The organism is Leclercia sp. G3L (genome assembly GCF_021117075.1).
Lineage (GTDB): Bacteria > Pseudomonadota > Gammaproteobacteria > Enterobacterales > Enterobacteriaceae > Enterobacter > Enterobacter adecarboxylatus_C.
In genome coordinates this window covers 4,243,639-4,269,885 of the sequence record NZ_CP088265.1, presented here as the reverse complement: position 1 = coordinate 4,269,885, position 26,247 = coordinate 4,243,639, and the positions used below count along the sequence as shown (strand labels likewise).

The following is a 26,247-nucleotide window of genomic DNA, read 5'->3' as shown; positions in this document are numbered from 1 at the left end:
GGGATCCCCGGCGGTTTTTTTATGCCTGTTATTGAAGTGTTATCAAATTCCTTCCACACTAGCGGATTGACTCTTTGTGCTGGTGCCCCATGTCCTCCTCCCGTTATGCCTTCTCGATCAAACCGCAGGAAGCGATCCTGATCCTTATCACCATGTTCTGGGGCGGGACCTTTCTTGCCGTGCAGTACGCCGTCACGCTCAGCGATCCCTTCTTTTTTGTGGGCCTGCGCTTCGCCACGGCGGCCATTGCGGTGGCGATTATCTCCCTGAAAACACTGCCCGGCCTGACCATGACCGAGCTGAAAGCCGGGCTGGCGATCGGCGTCTCCATTGCGCTGGGCTACAGCCTGCAAACCTGGGGATTACAAAGTATTCCCAGCAGTAAGTCGGCGTTTATCACGGCCATGTATGTGCCGCTGGTACCGCTGTTGCAGTGGCTCTGCCTGCGCCGCATACCGGGGGTGATGTCCTGCATCGGGATCGTGCTGGCCTTTATCGGCCTGATCCTGCTGGCGGGGCCGGACGATAACCTGCTGGCGCTCGGAAAGGGGGAGATAATCACCCTGGTGGGGGCGGTGGCGATTGCCGCTGAGATTATTTTGATCAGCGCCTGGGCCGGAAAGGTGGACGTCAAGCGCGTCACCGTTGTGCAGCTGGCGACCGCCTCGCTGGTGGCGTTTCTGTTGATGATCCCGGCCGGGGAGTCCGTCCCGCCGATCTCATCCGGGCTGGTGATTGTCGCCCTTGGGCTGGGGATTTTTAGCGCCATTATTCAGGTGACGATGAACTGGGCCCAGCGCAGCGTCTCACCGACCCGGGCGACGGTGATCTATACCGGGGAGCCGGTGTGGGCGGGGATCTTTGGCCGTCTGGCCGGGGAGCGCCTGCCGCTACTCGCCCTTGTGGGGGCGGCCTTTATCATCGCCGGCGTGCTGGTGAGCGAGCTGAAGCTTAAGAGAAAGAAAAAGGCGCTGCCCGACATCGACAGCGCCACTATCGACTAAGGATCCTGAACCGCCACCTCGCCCTGCGTCACCCCGGCCATCCGGCGGCTGAGCAGGGCGTTAAGCGCGATCGCGCCAAAGGTGGCGGTGCCGATCCCGCCCAGGGTAAAGCCCCCGAGGGAGAGGGCGAAATCACCCGCCCCCAGCACCAGGGTGACGGCGACCATAATCAGGTTGCCGTTCTGGCTGAGATCGACCCGGTTCTGCACCCAGATCCGCGCCCCGGCCACCGCAATCAGGCCAAACACCACAATCGACGCCCCGCCAATCACCGCCGCCGGAATGGTGTGGATCAGCGCGCCAAATTTGGGTGAAAAGCCGAGCAGCATGGCGATGGCCGCCGCCGCCACGAACACCAGCGTCGAGTAGACTTTGGTCACCGCCATCACGCCAATATTCTCGGCATAGGTGGTCACGCCGCTGCCGCCCACCGAGCCCGACAGCATGGTGGCCAGCCCATCACCGACAAAGGCCTGGCCCATATACGGGTCCATATTGCGCCCGGTCATGCCGGCCACCGCCTTCAGGTGGCCGAGATTCTCCGCAACGAGGATCACCGCCACCGGGGCGATCAGCATCATCGCCTGGCCGTTAAAGGTGGGTGAGGTCAGCTGCGGCAGGCCAAACCACGCTGCCTGCTGCACGAGGGCGAAATCGACCGGTTTGCCGAGCCCGAAGAGGCTGGTCAGCAGAGCGTAGATCACGCAGGCGAAGATCAGCCCCACCAGGATCAGCAGCCGCTGGATCATCCCCCGGGTAAAGACCGCCACCAGGCCGATGCACAGCACCGTCACCACCGCCATCCAGCTGTCAAACGCCGAGCCGGAAACGCCTTTGACGGCAATCGGGGCCAGGTTCAGACCAATCGCCATCACTACCGCCCCGGTGACTACCGGCGGCATCAGCCTTTCGATCCAGCGGGTGCCGAGCTTCATCACCACCAAGCCAATCGCAGTGTAGATCGCGCCGCAGGCGATAATCCCGCCCAGGGCGACGCTCAGCTGCGGGTTGATCCCCTGGCCGTTAAAGCCGGTGGCGGCAATCACCACCCCGACAAAGGCCGCGCTGGAGCCCAGATAGCTCGGCACCCGTCCGCCGGTAATGAAAAAGAACAGCAGGGTGCCGATCCCCGACATCAGTATCGACAGATTGGGATCCAGCCCCATCAGAATGGGCATCAGCACGGTGGCGCCAAACATCGCCACCGCGTGCTGGACGCCCATCACCGCGGTTTGCGCCAGCGGGAGACGTTCATCCGGCGCGACCACGCCGCGTTCATCAGAGGTCGATTTCAACTGCCAGTGAGGAAAACCGAATAGTGCCATCAGCTGCTCCTTAAGGAGGGTTAACAGGCGGGTCGCATCAGGGCGTGGTAGCCGCGGTCAAACCACACCAGGCCCTGCGGCTCCGGGTGGCGGGTGATTGCAAGGATCTCGCAAAACAGAATGTCGTGGGTGCCCACGCTCACCACCTGGCTAATCCGGCAGTCGAACGAGGCCAGCGCGTCTGCCAGGCTCGGACAGCCGGTCTCCCCGATCTGCCAGCGGGCGGCGGCGAAGCGCTCCGCCATCGGGGTTTTGCCGCCGAACAGATTCGACAGCGACTCCTGCCCGGCGCTGAGGGTGTTGACGCACAGGGTGCGGTTGTCGTGAAACACCGGCCACACCGAGGCACCGCGATTGAGGCACACCAGCAGGGTTGGCGGCGAATCGGTGACGCTGCACACCGCGCTGGCGGTAAAACCCGCCTGTCCGGCCGGGCCGTCGGTGGTGATGATATTCACCGCCGCCCCCAGGCAGGCCATGGCATCGCGAAAGGCTTGTTTATCAATGTTCATGAGCGCTCCTTATACCAGCCCGCAGGCGTCGTCAAAGCTCAGGCGGGGCAGGCGCCCGTAGAGTTTGCTGGTGTCGCCATAGCCGATGTTGATCAGCAGATTGCTTCTCAGGTTACTGCCGGTGAAGAAGGCCGCATCCACCTTCTCCCGGTCGAAGCCGGAGAGCGGCCCGGTATCGAGCCCCAGCGCCCGACAGGCCACAATCAGATAGGCCGCCTGCAGGGTGCTATTGCGAAAGGCGGTCTCCTCGGCGAGCTGCGGGCTGGCGGTGAACCAGCTTCGGGCATCGCCGTGGGGGAACAGTTCAGGCAGACGGTCATAAAACTGGCTGTCCCAGGCCACGATGGCCGTCACCGGGGCGGTGAGGGTCTTTTGCAGGTTGCCGCTGGAAAGCGCCGGGCGCAGCTTCTCTTTACCTTCCGGGGTGCGGATAAACACCATCCGCGCCGGGGAGCAGTTGGCGGAGGTGGGGCCCCACTTCATCAGGTCGTAGATGTCGCGCAGCGTCTCGTCGCTGACCGGGCGATCCAGCCAGCCGTTGTGGGTGCGTGCTTCGGTAAACAGCGCATGCTGCGCGGTCGGGGTGATGGCTTCACTCATGGCAACTCCTTGGATAAGCGTTCGTGGCGGTGCAGCAGGCTGGCGAGCCCGTTTTGCAGCAGGGCGTTGAAGACCTCCGGCTCGGTGACGTTGCAGGCGTGGCCGCCCCGGGGCATCACTGTGATGACGCTCCCGGGCAGGGCGGCGTGCAGCTGCGTTGAACAGACGGCGGGCACCAGCAGATCGTCGGCGGAACAGATAATCTGCACCGGGCAGCGGATCCGCAGCGCCTGGCAGCTGAAATCGGCCCGCTTCAGGGCATTGAGCCTGCGCAGGAGCGTGTTTTTGCCCTGGAAATGGGCCAGCGCCAGCGCCTCTTCGGCCTCCATGCGCGGCTGGCGGGCGGCCATCCAGTCGGCGGGATAGAGAAACAGCGGCTGGGCCTCCACCCAGGCCTGGGCGCCACCGGCATGCAGCAGCCGCTCGCGTACCTGGAAGCAGCGTTTGGTATGGGGATGCAGCGTCAGCCAGCCATTGACGCACACCAGCACGCTGAGCGCTCCGGGCCGATCCAGTGCCAGCTGGAGGCCAATCAGCGCCCCCAGCGCATGGCCCACCACGCAAAAGCGTGTTATCCCGGCCTCGCTCAGCGCCTGCCACAGCTCATCGGCCATCTGCGCCAGGCTGTACGCCTCCGGCAGCTCGCCGGGGTTGTTGCCGGTGCCGCGCTGGTCGTAGCAAACCACCTGATACTCCTGCTCCAGGTCGGCCAGCTGGGGCAGCCAGTAGCTGCCGCTGCCCCCCAGCCCGGCGATCAGCACCACCACCGGCGCGTCCGCAAAGGGCGGAGGTGAAATAGACAGTTTCATGGCAACCTCACCGGCCAATGTGGGCGATAGTGGCGATCTCCACCAGCGCCTCGGGTTTCACCAGCCCGCACTGAATGCAGAACCGCGCAGGCTTATCACCGGGGAAAAACTCGGCGTAGATTTCGTTAATCGCGGCGTAGTTTTTCCAGTCGGTAATAAAGATGCTGTTGAAGGTCACGTCCGCCATCGTTCCGCCCGCCGTTTCGATAACGCGCTGGATGGTCTGTAGCACGTGGCGGGTTTGCGCCTTTGGGTCATCGGGAAACACCACGTTGTTGTGGGCGTCAAACGGCAGGGTGCCCGAGACGTAAACCACGCCATCTGCCAGCGTACCTGGCACAAAGGGGGCGATTGGCGTACTGGTGCCTGGCGGGATAATCACAGATTTTGGCATGGGTTCACTCCTCAGGCGATACGGGCATAGGTGGCAGGGGAAAGAGCGTCGCAGAAGGTGGCGACATCAGTAACCCAGCCAAAAAAGGTTTCGATATTGAACAGCGCGGCCTGCTGGGCAAACGCCGGGCCCGCCTGGTGGGTGGCGTCTTCCAGCACCACGCCGAAATATTCGAGGAAGAAGCCGTCGCGCAGGGTCGACTCCACGCAGACGTTAGTGGCGATGCCGGTAAAGATCAGATGGCGGATCCCGCGGCTGCGCAGCAGGCTGTCCAGCGGGGTATTAAAGAAGCCGCTGTAGCGCGGTTTCGGCAGCACGATGTCGCCCGGCTCCGGCACCAGCTCGTTCACCAGCTGGTAATCCCAGCCGCCTTTCGCCAGCAGCTTGCCCTGCAATTCCGGGCGCTGGCGCATGGTTTTCAGGGCGTTGGATTTGTGGAAGTTGGGCGAGCCGGGGCCGCCCGCCTCCACGTACTGTTCATCCCAGCCGTTCTGGAACCAGATTATCTGGATCCCGGCGGCGCGCGCGGCGGCCACCGCGGTGCGGATATTGTCGATCACCGGCCGGGTGGCGGAGACGTCAAACCCGGCGAGGTCGAGATAGCCCCCAGGGCTGGCGTAGGCGTTCTGCATATCCACCACAATCAGCGCGCTTTGCTGCGGATCAAAGGTGATGGCTTCCGGACGTGCGGGCAGGGTGGCCATTACGCGACCTCCTTAGTGAAAACTGGAAGATGAGCGCGGCACTGCATCAGCGGCTGGATACGCTCGCCGAAGGTTTCAATCCCGGAGAGGAAATCATCAAAGGTCAGGAGTACCCCCTCAGCGCCCGGTACGCTGGCGACCTCGTCGAGCATCCGCGCCACGCTGGCATACGAGCCCACCAGGGTGCCCATATTGATGTTCACCGCCGAGGTAGGATCGGCCATCTGCCGCACGTTGGTGTCCGCCCCGGAGCGGGTGTCCTTCTGGCTCTGCTCGCTGAGCCAGCTCAGGGCTTCGTCGTCGGCCCCGGCTTTGTAGTGTTCCCACTTCGCCCGTGCCGCCTCGTCGGTTTCGTCGGCAATCACCATAAACAGCACGTAGGAGCCGACGTCGCGCCCGGTTTTCTCCGCGGCCTCTTTCATCCGTGCCGCCGTGGGCGCAAAGGCCGCCGGGGTGTTGACCCCTTTGCCGAAGCAGAAGTTGAAGTCCGCATATTTCGCCGAGAATTCCATCCCGGCGTCGCTCTGTCCGGCGCAGATCACCTTCATCGGCACCGACGGCTGGGGGCTGACCCGGCAGTCGTTCATGGTGAAGAACTCGCCTTTGAAGTCGCTCTTGCCGGTGCCCCACAGATCCCGCAGGACCTGCACATACTCGGTGAGGTAGTCGTAGCGTTTAGAGAAGTACTCATCCCCCGGCCAGAGGCCCATCTGCTCATACTCCGGCTTCTGCCAGCCGGTGACGAGGTTAACGCCAAAGCGACCGCCGGAGATGGTGTCGATGGTGGAGGCCATCCGCGCCACGATTGCCGGAGGCAGGGTGAGGGTGGCGGCGGTGGCGTAGATCTGGATCCGCGAGGTAACCGCCGCCAGCCCGGCCATCAGGGTGAAGGACTCCAGGTTGTGATCCCAGAATTCGGTTTTACCGCCGAAGCCGCGCAGCTTGATCATCGACAGGGCAAAGTCGAAGTGGTAGTGCTCCGCTTTTTGCACGATGGCTTTGTTCAGCTCGAAGGTCGGCATGTACTGCGGCGCGTGGGTGGAGATCAACCAGCCGTTATTGCCAATGGGAACGAATACGCCAATTTTCATCGCTAACCTCTCTTCATCTCAACATAGGGGGTGAAAGTCAGACGTGGCGCTGCATCCTGCATCTCCTGTTCAGCCGCGTAAGCCTGTTTTGCAAAGCGGATGCCAGGTTTGAAATTGGCAATGTTATTAATGTGTTAACTGATGGTTGATAAAATGCTGGCGGAAAAAGTGGACTGTCTGGTCAAAATAGTTGCACACAAAGCAGGCAGTCGTGCGCGGTCGCGGTGCAGATAGTCGTGGTCACTCAAGGGTTTTTGCTATGCTGGGAACAGATCAACAAGGAGTGAGCACATGGCACAAGGCGCAGTGAAAACAGGCGGTAAACGTTCGCAGGCGGTGAGCGCGAAAAAACAGGCGATCTTCTCGGCGGCGCTGGAGACCTTTTCGCAGTTTGGCATTCACGGCACGCGGCTGGAACAGGTGGCCGAGCTGGCGGGGGTATCAAAAACCAATCTGCTCTACTACTTCCCCTCAAAAGAGGCGCTGTACGTTGCCGTCCTGCAACAGATCCTGGATATCTGGCTGGCGCCGCTGAAGGCGTTTCGCGAGGAGCTCACCCCGCTGGTGGCGATCCAGCAGTATATCCGCCTCAAGCTGGAGGTCTCCCGGGACTATCCCCAGGCCTCGCGGCTGTTCTGTCTGGAGATGCTGCAGGGGGCACCGCTGCTGAAAACGGTGCTGAGCGGCGATATGAAATCGCTGGTGGATGAGAAGTCGGCGATCATTGCCGGGTGGGTTGCCACCGGCAAACTGGCGCCGGTAGATCCGCATCATCTGATCTTTATGATTTGGGCCGCCACCCAGCACTACGCCGACTTTTCTGCCCAGGTGGAGGCGGTGACCGGCAAGTCGCTTAAGGATGACGACTTCTTTCACAGCACCGTGGATAACGTGCAGCGGATGATTATCGAAGGGATCCGGGTGCGTTAATTTGCCGGTGGGAGAGGGCAGCTTAAATCGCCCTCTTCACACTGCATCAGCGAGGCCAGATACGCTTCCCGCTCGCGGGTTTTATCCGCCAGACACTGATTCACAATCATTGGCTGAACGGAGCCGCCTGAAGTGCCCGAGCCGACAAAGGCGCAGTCGGCATCGCGCAGGGCGATCCACGCCTGCTGGGCCTTTTTCAGCAGATCGCGCTGGGGGGCCGCGGCGCGCTTCATGGCGGCCTGGTAAGTCTGGTTCAGGGTTTTATCCGCCGCCTGATATTGCTGCGCGGTGCAGGTGTTCAGTTCAACCTGGGTGCTGGTGTTGGCGCACTCATCCGCCAGGGCGCTGGTGCTCAGCAGTAACGCAGCACCTGCGATCAAAGCTCGTTTCATCTCTCCCTCCGTATAAAAAAGCCGGGTGGCGGCTTCGCCTTACCCGGCCTACAACATCAAAACCGTAGGCCCGGTAAGCGTAGCGCCACCGGGCATCAGGCCGCACAGTATAGCCCCGGTAAGCGTAGCGCCACCGGGGTGAGTTTGCACGCTTAGCCGATGGTCATCAGGCTGGCGTTACCCCCTGCGGCAGCGGTGTTGACGCTGAGGGAGCGCTCCACGTACAGACGCTCCAGCTGCAGATTGTCTTCGCCGCGGGCGAAGCCCTGCACCGACACAATGGCGCCTTTCCGGTCTGCAACCTGCTCGCACAGCTCGCGCAGCTGGTCGGAGTCCCCGTGATAGATCACCGCGTCAAACGGCTGGCTGGTCAGCACATCCGCCTTCGCAAAGTGAATGCGCGCGGTTACCGCGTTCGGCAGCTGCTTCGCCAGGTCGCGGTGCAGGGCATCTTCCGTCCACAGCACTTCACATCCGGTCGCTAACGCCGCCGCCAGCTGAACCAGCGCATCCTGCTCGTTATCCGCCACGCAGAGCACGCGCTCGCGCGGCATCAGGGTCCAGGTGTTGCGCTCGCCGGTCGGGCCAGGCAGCACGCGCTGGGTACCGGCCTGCGCCAGCTCGCCATACTGCTGGCACAGCGCACGCAGTTCAGGACGTTTTTCAGCCCAGGTCGCGAGAGCTTCCAGCGGCTGAGTCAGGACCGCTTTCACCTGCGTATCCACCGGGTATTGTGCATCCTGACGACCCAGGGTCACGCCGAGGGCGTTGGCCGGACGGTTCGCCAGCAGGCGGTACAGGTACATCGGCCCCCCGGCTTTCGGACCGGTGCCCGACAGCCCTTCGCCGCCGAACGGCTGCACGCCAACGACCGCGCCGACCATATTACGGTTTACGTACAGGTTGCCGACCTTCGCGCTGCCGGTCACCTGAGCGATGGTTTCGTCGATACGGGTATGCACGCCCAGCGTCAGACCGTAGCCGGAGGCGTTGATCTGCTCGATAAGCGCATCGAGGTTGTTACGGTTGTAACGCACCACGTGCAGCACCGGGCCGAAGACCTCTTTCTTCAGCTCGTCGAAGCTGGCCAGCTCGATCAGGGTTGGCGCCACAAAGGTGCCGCTGGTCCACTCGCGTGCGTCTTCGCTGTTCTCACGCACCGCCTGGAACACCGGACGGCCCTTGGCACGCATCGCCTGGATGTGATTCTCAATGTTGGTTTTGGCTTCGGCATCGATCACCGGCCCGATGTCGGTGGTCAGACGGCCCGGGTTGCCCATCCGGCACTCGCCCATCGCGCCACGCAGCATTTTCAGGGTGTGGTCAGCGATATCATCCTGCAGGCAGAGCACGCGCAGGGCAGAGCAGCGCTGTCCGGCGCTGTCGAAGGCCGAGGCCACCACGTCCACCACCACCTGTTCGGTGAGGGCGGAGGAGTCGACGATCATCGCGTTCATGCCGCCGGTTTCGGCGATCAGCGGGGTCGGACGGCCCTGGGCGTCGAGACGGGTGGCGATATTGCGTTGCAGCAGGGAGGCCACTTCGGTGGAGCCGGTGAACATTACCCCGCGCACGCGGTTATCGGCGGTCAGTTTTGCGCCGACGGTCTCGCCGCGGCCTGGCAGCAGCTGCACCACGCCCGGCGGGACACCTGCTTCCAGCAGGATGTTGATCCCCTGGGCGGCAATCAGCGGCGTCTGCTCGGCCGGTTTCGCCAGCACGCTGTTACCGGCGGCAAGGGCGGCGGCAATCTGCCCGGTGAAGATCGCCAGCGGGAAGTTCCACGGGCTGATACAGACCACCGGCCCCAGCGGGCGGTGGGTTTCGTTGTCAAAGTCGTCGCGGACCTGACCGGCATAGTAGTGCAGGAAGTCAACCGCTTCGCGCACCTCGGCGATGGCGTTGCTGAAGGTTTTACCCGCCTCGCGCACCAGAATGCCAATCAGCTGCTGCATCTGATCTTCCATCAGCACCGCAGCACGTTCGAGGATCGCGGCGCGCTCCTGCGGCGGAGTGGCGAACCAGATCGGCGCGTTGTTCACCGCGCTGTCGAGGGCCAGATCCACTTCCTGTTCGGTCGCTTCCCGGGCAAAGCCGACAATATCTCTCGGCTCGGCCGGGTTGACCACCGGCTGCATTTCGCCAGCGATAACCGGCTGCTCGAGGATCGGTCTGGCCTGCCATTTCTGCAGGGCGCTGTTCAGCAGCGACGAGGAGAGCGATGCCAGGCGGTGTTCGTTCGCCAGGTCCAGACCGGCGGAGTTGACGCGCCCGTTGCCGTACAGCTCGCGCGGCAGGGAAATCTTCGGATGCGGCAGGCCCACCTGACCTTCCTGGGCAGCCATTTTCTCGACGGCCTGCACCGGATCCGCCACCAGCTCGTCCAGCGGCAGGGTGGTATCGGCGATGCGGTTCACGAAGGAGGTGTTAGCCCCGTTCTCCAGCAGACGACGCACCAGGTAGGCCAGCAGGGTTTCATGGGTGCCGACCGGGGCGTAGATACGGCATGGACGGTTCAGTTTGCCATCCGCCACTTTACCGGTGACCTGCTCGTACAGCGGTTCACCCATGCCGTGCAGGCACTGGAACTCGTACTGGCCCGGATAGTAGTTCTGGCCGGCCAGCTGGTAGATAGCCGCTAAGGTGTGGGCGTTGTGGGTGGCGAACTGCGGATAGATCAGGTTCGGCACGCCGAGCAGCTTTTTGGCGCAGGCGAGGTAAGAGACGTCGGTATAGACCTTGCGGGTGTAGACCGGATAGCCCTCGAGACCGTCCATCTGCGCGCGCTTGATCTCGCTGTCCCAGTAGGCGCCCTTCACCAGACGGATCATCAGGCGGCGACGGCTGCGGGTAGCGAGGTCAATCAGGTAATCAATCACAAACGGGCAGCGCTTCTGGTAGGCCTGGATCACGAAGCCAATCCCGTTCCAGCCCGCCAGCTCCGGCTCGAAGCACAGTTTTTCCAGCAGATCGAGGGAGATCTCCAGGCGGTCGGCCTCTTCGGCATCAATGTTGATCCCGATGTCATACTGGCGCGCCAGCAGGGTCAGGGATTTCAGGCGCGGATAGAGCTCTTCCATGACGCGGTCGTACTGGGCGCGGCTGTAGCGCGGGTGCAGGGCGGAGAGCTTAATCGAGATCCCCGGGCCTTCATAAATGCCGCGACCGTTAGAGGCTTTACCGATGGCGTGGATCGCCTGCTGGTAAGAGACCAGATAGGCCTGCGCGTCGGCGGCGGTCAGTGCCGCTTCGCCCAGCATATCGTAGGAGTAGCGGAAGCCTTTATCTTCCAGCTTGCGGGCGTTGGCCAGCGCTTCGGCGATGGTTTCTCCGGTAACGAACTGCTCGCCCATCAGGCGCATTGCCATGTCCACGCCTTTACGGATCAGCGGCTCGCCGCTCTTGCCGATAATGCGGTTCAGGGAGCGGGAGAGGCTGGCTTCGTTGTGGGTGGAGACCAGACGGCCGGTAAACAGCAGGCCCCAGGTGGCGGCGTTAACGAACAGCGACGGGCTGCGGCCGATGTGCGAATGCCAGTTGCCGTTGCTGATCTTGTCGCGGATCAGCGCGTCGCGGGTGGCTTTGTCCGGGATACGCAGCAGCGCTTCCGCCAGACACATCAGGGCCACGCCCTCCTGCGAGGAAAGCGAGAATTCCTGCAGCAGGCTCTGCACCATCCCGGCACGGCCGGTGGCGTTTTTCTGGTTGCGCAGCTTTTCGGCCAGCTGATACGCCAGGCTGTGGGCCTGGGAAGCAATCGGCTCCGGCAGGCGCGCCTGCTCCAGCAGCATCGGCACGGCGTCGGTCTCTGCGCGGCGCCAGGCGGCAGTAATGGCCGCACGGCTCACCGACTGGGGCAGGATCTGCTCGGCAAATTCGAGGAACGGCTGGTGGATCTCTTCCGCGGCGTCGGTGTGTTCGTCGCTCTCATTGGCGGCACCGGCCAGCAGGGCAGGCAGCTCTGGCAGGTCGTCGTTGCTCTCCAGCTTTTCCAGATAGTTAAAGATGGCCTGCTTAATTAACCAGTGCGGCGTGCGGTCGATCCGCGTGGCTGCCGATTTAATCCGTTCGCGGGTCGCGTCATCCAGCTTAACCCCCATGGTGGTCATGCCCATGCCAAAAACTCCTGTGATTCAGTAGCGCTAGTGTAGTTAACGTGAAATATCCACTATGTTGCAACTTTGTGCAACCTCGTTAAATGTGACCCGGATTGCAAGCTGAAAAATGAATGGATTGTTACGTCATGGTTAACCGGAAAAAAGGTGTGGATTTTGGTTATCAACCCTGGTTTCATGCGGCGCTTAACACTTTTTGCAGGTGCAACCGCGAAAAACGTGAGCGAGTGCAACCTCCAGGAATCTGGTGTGAAACCGGGGATGAAATTGATGTAAATGCAGTGTTAAATCGTTTGTGTCGTGGCAGCGCATACGGCAGGATACGCGCGGCCAACAGAAACACACATCATCACCCCCTCGTTCCGGGGGTGGAATAAAGACAGTCGGGAAGGCTGTCGAACATCTTTGCGGAGTATTTAAATGGCAATTAGCACACCGATGCTGGTGACATTTCTTATCTATATTTTTGGCATGATCCTGATAGGGTTCCTTGCGTGGCGTTCAACCAAAAACTTTGACGACTACATTCTCGGCGGACGCAGTTTAGGCCCGTTCGTAACCGCGCTCTCTGCGGGTGCATCGGATATGAGCGGCTGGCTGCTGATGGGCCTGCCTGGCGCTATCTTTCTCTCCGGGATTTCGGAAAGCTGGATTGCCATCGGTCTGACCCTGGGCGCATGGATTAACTGGAAGCTGGTGGCCGGGCGTCTGCGCGTGCATACCGAAGCCAACAACAATGCCCTGACCCTACCGGACTACTTCACCGGCCGTTTCGAAGATAACAGCCGCATCCTGCGTATTATCTCCGCGCTGGTTATTCTGCTGTTCTTCACCATCTACTGTGCCTCCGGCATCGTGGCCGGGGCGCGCCTGTTCGAAAGCACCTTCGGCATGAGCTATGAAACTGCCCTCTGGGCGGGCGCCGCAGCAACCATCCTTTATACCTTCGTGGGTGGCTTCCTGGCAGTAAGCTGGACCGATACCGTGCAGGCCAGCCTGATGATTTTTGCCCTGATCCTGACCCCGGTTATTGTGATCCTCTCCGTGGGCGGCCTGGGTGATTCCCTGGCGGTGATCCAGCAGAAGAGCATCGAAAATGTCGATATGCTGAAAGGGCTGAACTTCGTCGCCATTGTCTCCCTGATGGGCTGGGGGCTGGGTTACTTCGGCCAGCCGCACATCCTGGCGCGCTTTATGGCGGCAGACTCTCACCACACCATCGTCCATGCCCGTCGTATCAGCATGGCGTGGATGATCCTCTGTCTGGGCGGCGCCTGTGCGGTAGGCTTCTTCGGTATTGCTTACTTCAACAACAACCCGGCCCTGGCGGGTGCGGTGAACCAGAACGCCGAGCGCGTGTTTATCGAGCTGGCGCAGGTCCTCTTCAATCCGTGGATCGCCGGTATTCTGCTCTCTGCGATCCTGGCGGCGGTGATGTCCACCCTGAGCTGCCAGCTGCTGGTCTGCTCCAGCGCCATCACCGAAGACCTGTACAAAGCCTTCCTGCGTAAGAACGCCAGCCAGAAAGAGCTGGTGTGGGTAGGGCGCTTTATGGTGCTGGTGGTGGCCCTGGTCTCCATCGCGCTGGCGGCAAACCCGGAAAACCGCGTGCTGGGTCTGGTGAGCTACGCCTGGGCAGGCTTCGGTGCCGCCTTTGGTCCGGTGGTGCTGTTCTCGGTGATGTGGTCCCGCATGACCCGCAACGGCGCGCTGGCCGGGATGATTATTGGTGCAGTTACCGTCATAGTCTGGAAGCAGTTCGCGTGGCTGGGGCTGTACGAAATCATTCCGGGCTTTATCTTCGGCAGCATCGGGATTGTGGTCTTCAGCCTGCTGGGTAAAGCTCCGTCTGCCGCGATGCAGAAACGCTTTGCGGAAGCGGATGCGCATTACCACACCGCGCCGCCAACGAAGTTACAGGCTGAGTAAGTTTAAGACACGCTGTAAGCCGGGCTCGCCCGGCTTTTTTTATTGCTAATTTCCGTGATTTACGCTCATATCGCTGTGCTAAAAAATGATGAGGATAGCGAATAATGACAATCAAAACAGGGCTTGTGGCTGGCGCAATTTTACTGCTGGCAGGCTGCAACGCCCCATCGCGCAGCACGGCGGAAAACACCTGCAAAGCTGATAATCAGATGCAGCAAACCACCCTCTATTTCGGCCTGAACCGTCCGGCAGGGGAGGCGATCACCGGCCAGGAGTGGCAGCAATTTGTTGACCAGGACGTGACGCCGCGTTTTCGCGATGGCTTAACGGTATTTGATGCGCGTGGGCAGTGGCTGGGGAATGACGGGAAGGTAGCGCGCGAATCAAGCAAGGCGCTGATGCTGATCCACGGCAAAGATGCCCAGAGCGAGAGCAATATTGAGGCACTGCGCGGGATCTATAAGCAGCGCTTTGCCCAGGAATCGGTGATGCGCGTAGACCAGCCGGTGTGCGTACAGTTTTAAACCCGCCCGGCGGCGCTGCGCTTGCACGGGCCTACGGTTTTGTAGGCCGGGTAAGCGGCAGCGCCACCCGGCATTTGCACAGTATTAAAGAACTAATCCCGCAAAGCTCGCCGACAACAGGCTGACCAGCGTTGCGCCGTACACCAGACGCAGACCAAAGCGTGATACCACGTTGCCCTGCTGCTCGTTCAGCCCCTTAATCGCCCCGGCCACGATACCGATGGAAGCAAAGTTGGCGAAGGAGACGAGGAACACCGACAGAATGCCCAGCCCGCGCGGCGTCATCTGGGCGGCAATTTTTTGCAGCTCGATCATCGCCACAAACTCGTTCGCCACCAGCTTGGTTGCCATAATCCCGCCCGCATGCAGAGCATCACTCAGCGGGATCCCCACCAGCCACGCCAGCGGATAGAAGACATAGCCCAGAATCTGCTGGAAGCTCAGGCCGAAGACGCTGGAGAAGAGGGCGTTAACGGCGCTGATGAGGGCAATAAAGCCAATCAGCATCGCCAGAATAATCATCGCCACCTTGAAGCCGGCCAGAATATATTCTCCCAGCATCTCAAAGAAGCTCTGGGATTCATGCATCTTCTCCAGCTTAATTTCCGGCTCCGCTTCCGGGCGGGGCGGGTTAATCACCGTCAGGATAATAAAGGTGCTGAACATATTCAGGATCAGCGCTGCCACCACATATTTCGCCTCCAGCATGGTCATATAGGCCCCGACAATCGACAGCGAGACGGTCGACATCGCGGTAGCCGCCATGGTGAACAAACGACGCGATGAGAGATCGCCCAACACCCCTTTGTAAGCAATGAAGTTTTCCGACTGGCCGAGCGTCAGGGAGCTGATGGCGTTAAAGGATTCAAGCTTGCCCATGCCGTTAACCTTCGACAGCAGGGTGCCAATAACGCGAATAATCACCGGCAGAATACGCCAGTGCTGAAGAATACCGATCAGTGCCGAAATAAAGATAATCGGGCACAGCACGCCGAGGAAAATAAATGCCAGCCCTTTTTCACCCATCCCGCCAAATACAAAGTTTGTCCCTTCGGCGGCATATTTCAGTAACGACTCAAAGAAGCCCGAGACGTACTGAATAACAAACAGACCGCTTTCGGCGTGAAGGAAAAAGAACGCCAGCGCAATTTCAATGACGATAAGTTGGATAAGGTAGCGAATGCGAACGTTGCGGCGGTCAAAGCTGACCAGCCAGGCCAGCGCAAGGATAACCACCAGCGCCAGCAGGAAGTGCAGGAATTGATACATAGTTGATTTTCAGCAGATTAATGAGGCGCTCATTTAGCCACAGCCTGCTTTAACCGTAAATGAACTTTTACGTCTTAACTTATAAACCTTTTAGTTACCTGGGTGATTATTTTCCCCTTATGGGTTTACATCCTGTCATTAAAATGCAGCATATTTCGCTTGTATTTCTTATTGCCGTAATGATAATCACTATCACAAGAATTTACCTTTCTTTGCATCAGTTGACCGCGAAAAACATTTAAGGTGTCGGCATGTTTGTACCATTTCTCATTATGTTACGTGAAGGCCTGGAAGCGGCCCTGATTGTCAGCCTCATCGCCAGCTATCTGAAACGCACCCAGCGCGGCCGTTGGATCGGCGTGATGTGGATTGGCGTCTTTCTGGCTGCCGCCCTCTGCCTCGGTCTGGGCATTGCCATCAACGAAACCACCGGGGAATTCCCGCAAAAAGAGCAGGAGCTGTTCGAAGGCCTCGTGGCGCTGATTGCGGTGGTGATCCTCACCTGGATGGTGTTCTGGATGCGTAAAGTGTCGCGTAACGTCAAGGTTCAGCTGGAGCAGGCGGTGGACAGCGCGCTGGCGAAAGGCAATCACCACGGCTGGGCGCTGATCATGATGGTCTTTTTCGCCGTGGCGCGTGAAGGGCTGGAGTCGGTCTTCTTCCTGCTGGCCGCTTTCCAGCAGGATGTCGGGATCTGGCCGCCGCTGGGCGCCGTGCTGGGTCTCGCAACCGCGGTGGTGCTCGGCTTCCTGCTCTACTGGGGTGGGATCCGTCTTAACCTCGCTGTCTTCTTCAAGTGGACCAGCCTGTTCATTCTGCTGGTGGCCGCCGGGCTGGCCGCAGGGACGATCCGCGCCTTCCACGAGGCGGGCCTGTGGAACCACTTCCAGGATGTGGCGTTCGATCTCAGTAACGTCCTCTCGACTCACTCTCTCACCGGCACGCTCCTCGAAGGGATCTTCGGCTATCAGGAAGCGCCGAGCGTCAGTGAAGTGGCGGTGTACTTTATCTATCTCATTCCGGCGCTGGCGCTGTTCTTTATGCCATCGCGGCCAGGCACGCAGCCGTCGCATACTGCGCCCTGAAGTGTTCATTGTAGTTACAACATACTCTAAAAGGTTAAGGGAAAAGTCATGGCAATCCACTTTCGTCGCAGTGCATTACAGGCGGGCTTAGCAGCGCTGATTGCGTCAGCATTCGCCGCGCAGGCCGCGGATGTTCCGCAGGTTAAAGTTACCGTCAATGATAAACAGTGTGAGCCGATGACCATCACGGTCAACAGCGGTAAAACCCAGTTCATCATCCAGAACCACAGCCAGAAAGCGCTGGAGTGGGAGATCCTCAAAGGGGTGATGGTGGTGGAAGAGCGCGAGAACATCGCCCCGGGCTTCACTCAGAAGATGACCGCCAACCTGCAGCCGGGCGAATACGACATGACCTGCGGCCTGCTGACCAACCCGAAAGGCAAGCTGATCGTGAAAGGTGCCGCTACCGCTGACGCCGCGAAGGGCGACGCGCTGCTGAGCCTCGGCGACGCCATCACTGCTTACAAAGCGTATGTCACCAAAGAGACGGCGGACCTGGTTGCCGGCACCAAAGCCTTTACCGACGCGGTGAAAGCGGGCGATATCGAAAAAGCGAAATCCCTGTATGCGCCAACCCGTCAGCACTACGAGCGCATCGAGCCGATTGCCGAGCTGTTCTCCGATCTCGACGGCAGCATCGATGCCCGTGAAGATGATTACGAGCAGAAAGCCGCCGATCCGAAATTCACCGGTTTCCACCGTCTGGAGAAAGCGCTGTTTGGCGACAACGCCACCAAAGGCATGGAGCAGTACGCGGAGCAGCTCAACAGCGACGTGCTGGATCTGCAAAAACGCATCAGCGAGCTGGCCTTCCCGCCGTCAAAAGTGGTGGGTGGCGCGGCAGGGCTGATTGAAGAAGTGGCGGCCAGCAAGATCAGCGGTGAAGAAGACCGCTACAGCCATACCGACCTGTGGGACTTCCAGGCCAACGTCGAAGGCGCGCAGAAGATTGTTGACCTGCTGCGTCCGCAGCTGCAGAAAGATAACAGCGAACTGCTGGCGAAAGTGGATGCCAACTTCAAAAAAGTGAACACCATTCTGGCGAAATACCGCACCAAAGACGGGTTTGAAACCTACGACAAGCTGACCGATGCCGACCGTAACGCCCTGAAAGGGCCGATCACCACTCTGGCAGAAGATCTGGCGCAGCTGCGTGGCGTACTGGGTCTGGACTAAGTTGATGAACAAGCATGACGAGTACGACGTGGCTGAACCGTCACGACGTCGGTTGTTAAAAGGGGTAGGGGCGCTTGGCGGCGCCCTTGCCCTGGCAGGTGGTTGCCCGGTGGCGCATGCGGCAAAACCGCAGAGCGCGCCGGGCACGCTCTCTCCGGACGCGCGGATGGAGACGCAGCCTTTTTACGCTACCCATCAGGCCGGGATTTTAACCCCGCAGCAGGCGTCGATGATGCTGGTGGCCTTTGATGTGCTGGCCAGCGACAAAAGCGAGCTGGAGCGTCTGTTCCGCCTCCTGACCCAGCGCATTGCCTTTCTGACTACCGGCGGCCCGGCGCCCGACACGCCAAACCCGCGTCTGCCGCCGATGGATTCCGGGATCCTGGGCGCCTTTATCGCCCCGGATAACCTGACCATGACGGTGTCACTGGGAGCCTCGCTGTTTGACGATCGCTTCGGCCTCGCCCCACAGAAACCGAAATCCTTGCAGAAAATGGTGCGTTTCCCGAATGACTCTCTGGACGCGGCCCTGTGCCACGGCGATCTACTGATCCAGATCTGCGCCAACACCCAGGACACGGTGATCCACGCCCTGCGCGATCTCATCAAGCACACCCCGGATCTGCTGAGCGTGCGCTGGAAGCGGGAAGGGTTTATCTCTGACCACGCCGCGCGCAGCAAAGGCAAAGAGACGCCGGTGAACCTGCTCGGCTTTAAGGATGGCACCGCCAACCCGAACAGCCAGGATGCGCCCCTGATGGACAGCGTGGTGTGGGTGACGGCCGATCAGGGTGAACCGGCCTGGGCGGTGGGCGGCAGCTATCAGGCGGTGCGCATTATCCAGTTCCACGTTGAGTTCTGGGATCGCACGCCGCTGAAAGAGCAGCAGACCATTTTTGGCCGCGACAAGCACAGCGGTGCCCCGCTGGGCATGAAAAGCGAGCACGACGTGCCGGATTACGCCAGCGACCCCGACGGCAATGTGATCGCCCTCGACAGCCATATCCGTCTCGCCAACCCGCGCACAAAGGAGACCGAATCAAACCTGATGATGCGCCGGGGCTACAGCTACTCGCTGGGGGTGACTAACTCCGGGCAGCTGGATATGGGCCTGCTGTTTGTCTGCTTCCAGCACGATCTGGAGCAGGGCTTCCTGACCGTGCAGAAGCGGCTGAACGGCGAGGCGCTGGAAGAGTATATCAAGCCGGTAGGCGGGGGCTATTTCTTCGCCCTGCCGGGCGTGCGCGATAAAAACGGCTGGCTTGCAGAAGAGCTGCTCCGCGCCTGAATCCCGTCCCGCTTACCCCTTAAGCGGGACACATTTTTTATGTCCCGCTATCTCTTTGTTATAATTCTGTAATATTTCCGTAGCAGACTAATCAACGCTGTCAGGCGAATCTTAAAAGTTGCACTCAGGTAAAAATAATGTTGCATTCATGCTAAATCCTGATGTACTTACATTAAGATAGCGGTAAACCTTACAGTGATCATGAATCGCTCTGGAGATCGCGAATGGTTGGGTCCTCAACTGGACAGGGTAAACGCAATAACCGCAGTAACCGGCGCGGAGGCTCAAACTCCGGCAGCGATCTCTTCACCGAAAAATTCTCTCCCTCCACAGCAAATCCTGATTTCTCCGATCCGTCGAATGGTGAGCATAGCGATTCGGCCGGGTCATTTAACCAAGTAAGCTATGGCTTAGAAGGAAGCCAACCCTCAGATGTTTGTTCGCCTAATCGTACCGATGCCGGTACGAGTGATGAATACCAACAACTCAAGGTGCTATCCATGGGAAGACAAAAAGCAGTGATCAAAGCTCGTCGTGAAGCAAAACGTGTGCTGAGACGGGATTCACGTAGCCATAAACAGCGTGAAGAAGAGTCGGTCACCTCGCTTGTGCAGATGAGTGGCGTTGAAGCAATTGGCATGGCGCGGGACAGCCGGGATATGACGCCAGTTGTTGCACGCAATGACGCTCAGGCGCAGTACCTGAATGCTATTGAGAGTAAGTCGCTGATTTTCGCCACCGGTGAAGCCGGGTGCGGAAAAACCTGGATAAGTGCAGCCAAGGCGGCGGAGGCTCTGATTCATAAAGACGTCGACAAGATCATTGTCACCCGGCCGGTATTGCAGGCTGATGAAGATCTCGGCTTCTTGCCCGGTGATATTTCGGAGAAATTTGCGCCGTACTTCCGGCCCGTTTATGACGTGCTGGTGAAGCGATTGGGCGCATCTTTTATGCAGTACTGCCTGCGGCCGGAAATCGGCAAGGTAGAAATTGCGCCGTTCGCCTATATGCGCGGACGTACATTTGAAAATGCAGTTGTGATTCTCGACGAGGCTCAGAACGTAACTGCTGCGCAAATGAAGATGTTTTTAACGCGCCTCGGGGAAAACGTGACGGTGATCGTGAACGGGGATATCACCCAGTGCGACCTGCCGGCCGGCGTCAAATCGGGTCTGAGCGATGCGCTGGCACGTTTCGTTGAGGATGAGATGGTGGGCATCGTACGTTTTGATAAAGACGACTGCGTGCGCTCTGCGCTGTGCCAGCGGACGCTGCATGTCTATTCCCGGACATAGCACAACCTTCTCGTTTTACTTGCTTGTTTTACCCCCTTCCCGGCGCAATGCCGGGAAGCTGCATCTGACCCCTGGTTGAAACTCATCTGTTTGGTTGTCTTTCACAAGATCATATTATGATGATGACATATTTATTTCGTATAGAAAATGCCGGGTATTACCCGGTGTTTTGCTGTATCTATAAGTCTTGTTGTTAACTCATAGGGCTTTTTAATAAAAATGGCAGAAATGTGATATTAATTCATAATACCCACAAAATATCTATTAGAACCATGATCAGGCTAATTATAAATAATCAATTAAACGTGAATGTTGTCACAATTCATTACTGCCAGGCGAATATTAAGTTGGTAACTTTCGGGCTATTATCTATGTTTCGTAGTCATTCAGACACAATTCTAAAAAGAAACTCCAGGAAAGACTTTTCTCTGGACCATCACGCTGAGGGCCATACATGAACGAACTGGTTAGTGCAATTAATGGTGTTATCTGGAGCCCGGCGTTAATATTTTTATGCCTGGGTGTCGGCCTCTATTTCTCACTGCGTAGTCGCTTTCTTCAATTACGCCATGTCAAACATATGGTGGCTCTGATGTTCCAGGGACGTGCCACGGATGCAGGCGTATCGTCGTTTCAGGCGCTGACAATGACGCTGGCGGGACGCGTGGGGACCGGGAACATCGCTGGCGTGGCGACCGCCATTACGTTTGGTGGGCCTGGCGCGCTATTCTGGATGTGGATGGTGGCGTTTTTGGGCGCCAGCTCTGCTTTTGTTGAATCCACTCTGGGTCAGGTTTATAAAGAAAAAATCAATGGCGAATATCGTGGCGGTCCAGCCTTTTATATTGAAAAAGGTTTGGGCGTAAAATGGTACGCATGGTTATTTGCTATAGTGACTATTTTCTCCTGCGGATTATTACTTCCCGGCGTACAGGCAAATTCTATTGGCGCCAGCCTGGATATTGCCTTTGGGCTCAATCCAAATGTCACCGCCGCATTATTGGCTATATTGTTAAGTTTTATTATTTTTGGTGGTGTGAAAAGGATCGCCAGCTTTAGCAGCATGGTCGTTCCCTTTATGGCGCTCGGCTATATTATTGTCGCCTGCGTTATTATCGCCCTTAATATTGACCAACTTCCTTCCGTTATTCTGCTGATCTGGAAAAGCGCATTTGGCCTTGAAGCGGGCTTTGGTGCTGTTTTGGGTCAGGCGATAATGTGGGGTGTTAAGCGCGGTGTTTATTCCAACGAGGCGGCACAGGGTACAGGGCCACATGCTTCATCAGCGGCCGAAGTGAGTCATCCGGCGAAACAGGGGCTGGTGCAGGCCTTCTCAGTCTATATCGACACGCTGTTCGTCTGTTCCGCGACCGGGTTCATGTTATTGATTACCGGGTTGTATAACGTGCAGGGCGTCGACGGCGCGGCAATCTACACGGGCATTGCGGGCGTGGCGGCAGGCCCTGGTTATGTGCAGACCGCGATGGAAAGCATGATGCCTGGCTTTGGTAATTACTTTGTTGCCATTGCGCTGTTCTTCTTTGCCTTCACAACTATTATTGCCTACTACTACATTGCAGAAACGAATATCGCGTATATCAACCGTAAAATTCACCGCCCATGGCTGACGTTCTTGCTGAAAATATTTCTGTTAACGTCTACGGTATATGGCACCGTGCGTACTGCGGATCTGGCATGGGGCTTGGGCGATATTGGGGTCGGTCTGATGGCGTGGCTTAACATTATTGCAATTGTTCTTTTACATAAAAAAGCCTTTGTCAGTCTTAAAGATTATGAAGCGCAAAAGGCGCAAGGTATCGATCCGCAATTTGATCCGATTCGGCTTGGGATTAAAAATGCCGATCATTGGGTTAAAGAACCTAAAGATGAAAAGGATGTGAATTCGGGTGACACATCTTCTCTACCGGGAAGTCGTACAGTAAGTTAAGGACGCATAAAAGCGCCCGTACGAAAGTACGGGCTGTTTTTTTATAGGAGTGGTGAAGGGGGATTGCTTCGCTCACCCTGCGGGCAGCCTGTTCGCTGCGCTCTCAGGCTGTCCAACTGGCTGTCGCCAGTTGTCGAACCCTCGGTCGGGGGGGCTCATCCCTCCCGGCGGCGTGCTACATGCGAAAAAAAAGCCCGCATTTTCATGCGAGCTCTTCTTTAAATATGGCGGTGAGGGAGGGATTGACTCGCTTCGCTCGCCCTGCGGGCAGCCCACTCACTGCGTTCGCGGTCTGTCCAACTGGCTGCGCCAGTTGTCGAACCCTCAGTCGAGGGGTCTCATCCCTCCCGGCGGCGTGCTACATGCGAAAAAAAAAGCCCGCATTTTCATGCGAGCTCTTCTTTAAATATGGCGGTGAGGGAGGGATTGACTCGCTTCGCTCGCCCTGCGGGCAGCCTGTTCGCTGCGCTCTCAGGCTGTCCAACTGGCTGTCGCCAGTTGTCGAACCCTCAGTCGAGGGGTCTCATCCCTCCCGGTGGCGTGCTACATGCGAAAAAAAAGCCCGCATTTTCATGCGAGCTCTTCTTTAAATATGGCGGTGAGGGAGGGATTCGAACCCTCGATACGTTGCCGTATACACACTTTCCAGGCGTGCTCCTTCAGCCACTCGGACACCTCACCATATTGTTTTGCTGCCTTTCCTCTCGGGGGCAACGGGGCGCTACTATAGGGAGTCGGGCTAAATCGGTCAAGCAGATTTTCTGCTTTACCGCGCGTTCGGTTAAGCAATAATCAGCTCCACGGTTTTCGGGCCGTGGAGCTATCCCTTAACGCTGCGAATCGAGGGCTTCGCTGTTCTTCACCACCTCTTGCGCCTTGCCGTAGCTTTCAATCAGCAACTGATACGCCGGGAAAATGTGCGTGTAGACTACTGCCCACTGCGCCGCATCCTCACGATTCCAGGTGCGCTGGATCTCCGAGGCCACAGCCGCGGTGTCCATAGGGACAACGCCCGCCTGCACCACCCGCGCCAGGGTGATCTCCTGCGCCATCTTGCTGTAGGTGCCCGAGGCATCGATCACCGCAAAAACTTTATAGCCGTCAGCCACCGCGCTTATCGACGGGAAAGCCATGCAGACGCTGGTGATGGTGCCGGCGATAATCAGCGTCCTGCGTCCGGTCGCCTTCACGGCGGCCACGAACTCCGGGTTATCCCAGGCGTTGATCTCACCTTTACGCGCTACGTACTGCGCATGCGGGGCGTTAGCGTGGATCTCCGGGATCAGCGGCCCATTTGGCCCCTGCGGCACGGAGGCGGTGGTGATCACCGGGATATTCGCCAGGCTGGCGATTTTCGCCAGCGCCGCAGCGCGGGCACGCAGCTCCGGCATCGGCATGTCACCAACGGTCTGGAACAGGCCGCTCTGGTGGTCGATCAGCAGCATCACCGCATCATTCACATCAATAGCCGGACGTGCACCGTTAAAGTTAGCTGGGGTAGACATGGTTCTCTCCTTTATTACGTTCAGATCTGGCCGAAGCGGCCGGAATTAAAATCGCGAATAGCTTCAGCGATTTCGGTTTTACTGTTCATCACAAACGGGCCGTAGCCGACAATCGGTTCGTTCAGCGGCTCTCCGGCCATCAGCAGCACTTTGGCGTCGCTGCTGGCCTCCAGATGCAGCTTCTCGCCTTCCTGACTCAGGACAACAAGCTGAGCTTCACCCGCCTGGGCGGAACCGTTCACCGTCACGTTGCCTTCCAGCACCACCAGCGCCGTGCTCCAGCCTTCTGGCTGAGCGAGCGTCAGATGACTGTCCTGACGCAGGGCTATGTCCCAGACGTTCTGCGGGGAGTAAGTGTGGGCCGGGCCGGTCACGTCCTCGTAGCGCCCGGCAATCACCCGCAGCTCGCCGCTGTTATCGGGCAGGGCCACCACCGGAATCTGGTTTTTGGTGATGCTCTGGTAGCCCGGTGTCGCCATCTTGTCTTTCGCCGGCAGGTTGACCCACAGCTGCATCATTTTTAATTCGCCCCCTTGCTGCGCAAAGGCGCTGGAGTGGAACTCCTCGTGCAGAATGCCGGAACCGGCCGTCATCCACTGGACGTCACCCGGGCCAATCACGCCACCTTTACCCGTCGAGTCACGATGCTCCACTTCGCCGGAATAGACGATGGTGACCGTCTCAAAGCCACGGTGGGGATGTTCACCCACGCCGCGCTTTGCCCCATCTGCCGGGAAACTGTGCGGCCCGGCGTAGTCCAGCAGTAAAAACGGGCTAAGCGGTTCGCCGTGGGTCTGGTAAGAAAACATCGAGCGCACCGGGAAACCGTCGCCAACCCAGTGCTGGCGGGGTGCGGTATAAATGCCTGTTACGTTTTTCATCGTCTTCTCCTGATGTTCTGTTGATGTAATTAGCTTATATTCAGGTTTAATATCCCGGTAGATAGCGAAAATGACATGCACTGTTCCAGAAATGGAACGATGAGGACGTTATGCAGGATCTCAATGATTTCGTATGGTTTGTGAAAGTGGTGGATCATGGCGGCTTCGCGGCGGCAGGCAGGGCGCTCGATCAGCCAAAATCTAAACTTAGCCGCCGGATTGCCCAGCTGGAAGAGCGGCTCGGCGTGCGCTTGATCCAGCGCACCACACGCCAGTTTGCGGTTACGGAGGTGGGGCATACCTTCTACCAGCACTGTAAGGCGATGCTGGTAGAAGCCGAGGCCGCGGAGGAAGCCGTCGCGGCATTGCAGGCTGAACCCCGCGGCATGGTCAGGATCACCTGCCCGGTGACGCTCCTGCATGTTCACGTCGGGCCGATGCTGGCGAAGTTTATGGCGCGCTATCCCGGCATCAATTTGCAGCTTGAGGCAACTAACCGGCGAGTGGATCTGGTGGCGGAGGGCATTGATGTGGCGATCCGCGTGCGCCCGCGCCCCTTTGACGACAGCGATCTGGTCCTGCGGGTGCTGGCCGACAGAGGGCACTGTCTGGTGGCCTCGCCGCAGTTGATTGACAGGCTGGGCACGCCAGTGGTGCCGTCTGAACTCAGCGCCTGGCCCGGCCTGAGTATGGGGGAGGGAAAACAGGTGCACAAATGGGCGCTGAGCGGGCCGGAAGGGGCCAGGGCGGAGATTCATTTTCAACCGCGCCTGATTACGACCGACATGCTGGCGCTGCGGGAAGCGGCGATGGCAGGGGTGGGCCTGGTCCAGCTGCCGATTTTGATGGTCAAGGATCAACTCGCGTCGGGGGAGCTGATAAAAGTGCTCGAGGCGTGGGAGCCACGGCGGGAGGTGATCCACGCGGTCTATCCTTCGCGGCGTGGGCTGTTACCGTCCGTCAGAACGCTGGTGGATTTTTTGACCGGGGAGTATGCGCGGATGGTGGAGGAGTGACGCCGGGTTTGGGTTTTGTAGGTCGGGTAAGCGTTAGCGCCACCCGACAAGCAGGCCGCACGGAGTTGCATTTGGTGAAAACGCCTGATGGCGCTGCGCTTATCAGGCCTACGGGGCGAGGCCGGGTCTGGATTTTGTAGGTCGGGTAAGCGTTAGCGCCACCCGACATGAAGACCGCACAGTGTTGCATTTGGTGAAAACGCCTGATGGCGCTGCGCTTATCAGGCCTACGGGGCGAGGCCGGGTCTGGATTTTGTAGGTCGGGTAAGCGTTAGCGCCACCCGACATTTCCAGACTGCACGGTGTTGCATATAGCACCGGGAGGGATTGACTCGCTTCGCTCGCCCTGCGGGCAGCCTGTTCGCTGCGCTCTCAGGCTGTCCAACTGGCTGTCGCCAGTTGTCGAACCCTCAGTCGAGGGGTCTCATCCCTCCCGGCGGCGTGCTACATGCGAA

At 59.0% G+C, this 26,247-nt stretch carries 22 protein-coding genes, 1 tRNA gene and 1 other RNA gene; 10 read left to right on the top strand and 14 right to left on the bottom strand.

What is annotated here, in order from left to right; all coding sequences use genetic code 11:
* Positions 1–89: 89 nt before the first annotated feature.
* Entirely contained in the window at positions 90–1,004 is a 915-nt protein-coding gene (locus LRS40_RS22040; RefSeq protein WP_142489007.1) for a DMT family transporter, read from the top strand.
* On the opposite strand, the gene rutG is transcribed toward LRS40_RS22040, so the two are convergent.
* Genes rutG through rutA form a run of 7 tightly spaced genes read right to left on the bottom strand, consistent with a single transcriptional unit; the run spans position 1,001 to position 6,439 of the window.
* Positions 1,001–2,329 carry a pyrimidine utilization transport protein G gene (gene rutG, locus LRS40_RS22035; RefSeq protein ID WP_231312684.1) on the bottom strand — a complete coding sequence of 443 codons (1,329 nt, stop codon included), beginning with the start codon at positions 2,327–2,329 and terminating at the stop codon, positions 1,001–1,003. The genes LRS40_RS22040 and rutG overlap by 4 nt on opposite strands.
* Positions 2,330–2,349: 20 nt before the next feature.
* Positions 2,350–2,841, bottom strand: a complete 492-nt coding sequence (gene rutF, locus LRS40_RS22030) for an NADH-dependent FMN reductase RutF (RefSeq protein WP_231312683.1) — start codon at positions 2,839–2,841, stop codon at positions 2,350–2,352.
* A gap of 9 nt (positions 2,842–2,850) precedes the next feature.
* Positions 2,851–3,441, bottom strand: coding sequence for a malonic semialdehyde reductase (locus tag LRS40_RS22025; RefSeq protein WP_142489010.1), 591 nt, complete (start codon positions 3,439–3,441; stop codon positions 2,851–2,853).
* A complete protein-coding gene (rutD, locus tag LRS40_RS22020) occupies positions 3,438–4,250 on the bottom strand; it encodes a pyrimidine utilization protein D (protein ID WP_231312682.1) in 813 nt (270 codons plus the stop codon). Before rutD ends, LRS40_RS22025 begins: the two co-directional genes overlap by 4 nt.
* A 7-nt stretch (positions 4,251–4,257) precedes the next feature.
* Positions 4,258–4,644: a pyrimidine utilization protein C gene (gene rutC / locus LRS40_RS22015; protein ID WP_106992667.1), complete on the bottom strand. Its 387-nt coding sequence runs from the start codon at positions 4,642–4,644 to the stop codon at positions 4,258–4,260.
* Between the two features lie 11 nt (positions 4,645–4,655).
* Positions 4,656–5,348, bottom strand: a complete 693-nt coding sequence (rutB, locus tag LRS40_RS22010) for a pyrimidine utilization protein B (RefSeq protein WP_231312681.1) — start codon at positions 5,346–5,348, stop codon at positions 4,656–4,658.
* Complete coding sequence (rutA, locus tag LRS40_RS22005) at positions 5,348–6,439, bottom strand: pyrimidine utilization protein A (RefSeq protein ID WP_156263393.1); 1,092 nt, start codon at positions 6,437–6,439, stop codon at positions 5,348–5,350. Before rutA ends, rutB begins: the two co-directional genes overlap by 1 nt.
* Positions 6,440–6,730: 291 nt before the next feature.
* Between rutA and rutR the strand changes: the two genes are divergently transcribed.
* A complete protein-coding gene (rutR, locus tag LRS40_RS22000) occupies positions 6,731–7,369 on the top strand; it encodes an HTH-type transcriptional regulator RutR (RefSeq protein WP_142489014.1) in 639 nt (212 codons plus the stop codon).
* On the opposite strand, the gene LRS40_RS21995 is transcribed toward rutR, so the two are convergent.
* Positions 7,366–7,761 carry a lysozyme inhibitor LprI family protein gene (locus tag LRS40_RS21995; protein ID WP_231312680.1) on the bottom strand — a complete coding sequence of 132 codons (396 nt, stop codon included), beginning with the start codon at positions 7,759–7,761 and terminating at the stop codon, positions 7,366–7,368. The genes rutR and LRS40_RS21995 overlap by 4 nt on opposite strands.
* 152 nt (positions 7,762–7,913) lie before the next feature.
* A complete protein-coding gene (gene putA, locus LRS40_RS21990; protein WP_231312679.1) occupies positions 7,914–11,876 on the bottom strand; it encodes a trifunctional transcriptional regulator/proline dehydrogenase/L-glutamate gamma-semialdehyde dehydrogenase in 3,963 nt (1,320 codons plus the stop codon).
* A gap of 420 nt (positions 11,877–12,296) precedes the next feature.
* Here putA and putP point away from each other — a divergent pair, with 420 nt between their 5' ends.
* On the top strand, positions 12,297–13,805 hold the full coding sequence (putP, locus tag LRS40_RS21985; protein ID WP_156263396.1) for a sodium/proline symporter PutP: 1,509 nt from the start codon (positions 12,297–12,299) through the stop codon (positions 13,803–13,805).
* A gap of 104 nt (positions 13,806–13,909) precedes the next feature.
* Positions 13,910–14,329: a DUF3574 domain-containing protein gene (locus LRS40_RS21980; protein ID WP_231312678.1), complete on the top strand. Its 420-nt coding sequence runs from the start codon at positions 13,910–13,912 to the stop codon at positions 14,327–14,329.
* 84 nt (positions 14,330–14,413) lie between these two features.
* Here the strand turns inward: LRS40_RS21980 and LRS40_RS21975 are convergent, their stop codons facing one another.
* Complete coding sequence (locus LRS40_RS21975; protein ID WP_231312677.1) at positions 14,414–15,598, bottom strand: NupC/NupG family nucleoside CNT transporter; 1,185 nt, start codon at positions 15,596–15,598, stop codon at positions 14,414–14,416.
* 251 nt (positions 15,599–15,849) lie between these two features.
* On the opposite strand from LRS40_RS21975, the gene efeU reads away from it, so the two are divergent.
* The 5 genes from efeU to LRS40_RS21950 all read left to right on the top strand — a co-directional run bounded on the left by efeU (position 15,850) and on the right by LRS40_RS21950 (position 22,390).
* Positions 15,850–16,683 carry an iron uptake transporter permease EfeU gene (efeU, locus tag LRS40_RS21970; protein WP_156263399.1) on the top strand — a complete coding sequence of 278 codons (834 nt, stop codon included), beginning with the start codon at positions 15,850–15,852 and terminating at the stop codon, positions 16,681–16,683.
* A gap of 48 nt (positions 16,684–16,731) precedes the next feature.
* The gene (gene efeO, locus LRS40_RS21965) at positions 16,732–17,859 is read left to right on the top strand and encodes an iron uptake system protein EfeO (RefSeq protein WP_142489022.1); all 1,128 of its coding nucleotides are present in this window, start codon (positions 16,732–16,734) and stop codon (positions 17,857–17,859) included.
* 4 nt (positions 17,860–17,863) lie between these two features.
* Positions 17,864–19,147 carry an iron uptake transporter deferrochelatase/peroxidase subunit gene (efeB, locus tag LRS40_RS21960; RefSeq protein ID WP_156263401.1) on the top strand — a complete coding sequence of 428 codons (1,284 nt, stop codon included), beginning with the start codon at positions 17,864–17,866 and terminating at the stop codon, positions 19,145–19,147.
* 500 nt (positions 19,148–19,647) lie between these two features.
* On the top strand, positions 19,648–20,442 hold the full coding sequence (gene phoH, locus LRS40_RS21955; RefSeq protein ID WP_185902420.1) for a phosphate starvation-inducible protein PhoH: 795 nt from the start codon (positions 19,648–19,650) through the stop codon (positions 20,440–20,442).
* 454 nt (positions 20,443–20,896) lie between these two features.
* Positions 20,897–22,390, top strand: a complete 1,494-nt coding sequence (locus LRS40_RS21950; RefSeq protein ID WP_231312676.1) for a sodium:alanine symporter family protein — start codon at positions 20,897–20,899, stop codon at positions 22,388–22,390.
* 225 nt (positions 22,391–22,615) lie between these two features.
* On the opposite strand, the gene LRS40_RS21945 is transcribed toward LRS40_RS21950, so the two are convergent.
* The 4 genes from LRS40_RS21945 to LRS40_RS21930 form a co-directional block, all read right to left on the bottom strand.
* Positions 22,616–22,753: non-coding RNA, RtT sRNA (locus LRS40_RS21945), on the bottom strand.
* Between the two features lie 230 nt (positions 22,754–22,983).
* Positions 22,984–23,071 (bottom strand) — tRNA-Ser (locus tag LRS40_RS21940).
* 146 nt (positions 23,072–23,217) lie between these two features.
* A complete protein-coding gene (locus LRS40_RS21935) occupies positions 23,218–23,895 on the bottom strand; it encodes an isochorismatase family protein (RefSeq protein ID WP_231312675.1) in 678 nt (225 codons plus the stop codon).
* 20 nt (positions 23,896–23,915) lie between these two features.
* Positions 23,916–24,776, bottom strand: a complete 861-nt coding sequence (locus LRS40_RS21930; RefSeq protein ID WP_231312674.1) for a pirin family protein — start codon at positions 24,774–24,776, stop codon at positions 23,916–23,918.
* A gap of 110 nt (positions 24,777–24,886) precedes the next feature.
* Between LRS40_RS21930 and LRS40_RS21925 the strand changes: the two genes are divergently transcribed.
* Positions 24,887–25,792: a LysR family transcriptional regulator gene (locus tag LRS40_RS21925; RefSeq protein WP_156263405.1), complete on the top strand. Its 906-nt coding sequence runs from the start codon at positions 24,887–24,889 to the stop codon at positions 25,790–25,792.
* The last annotated feature ends 455 nt before the right edge of the window (positions 25,793–26,247 follow it).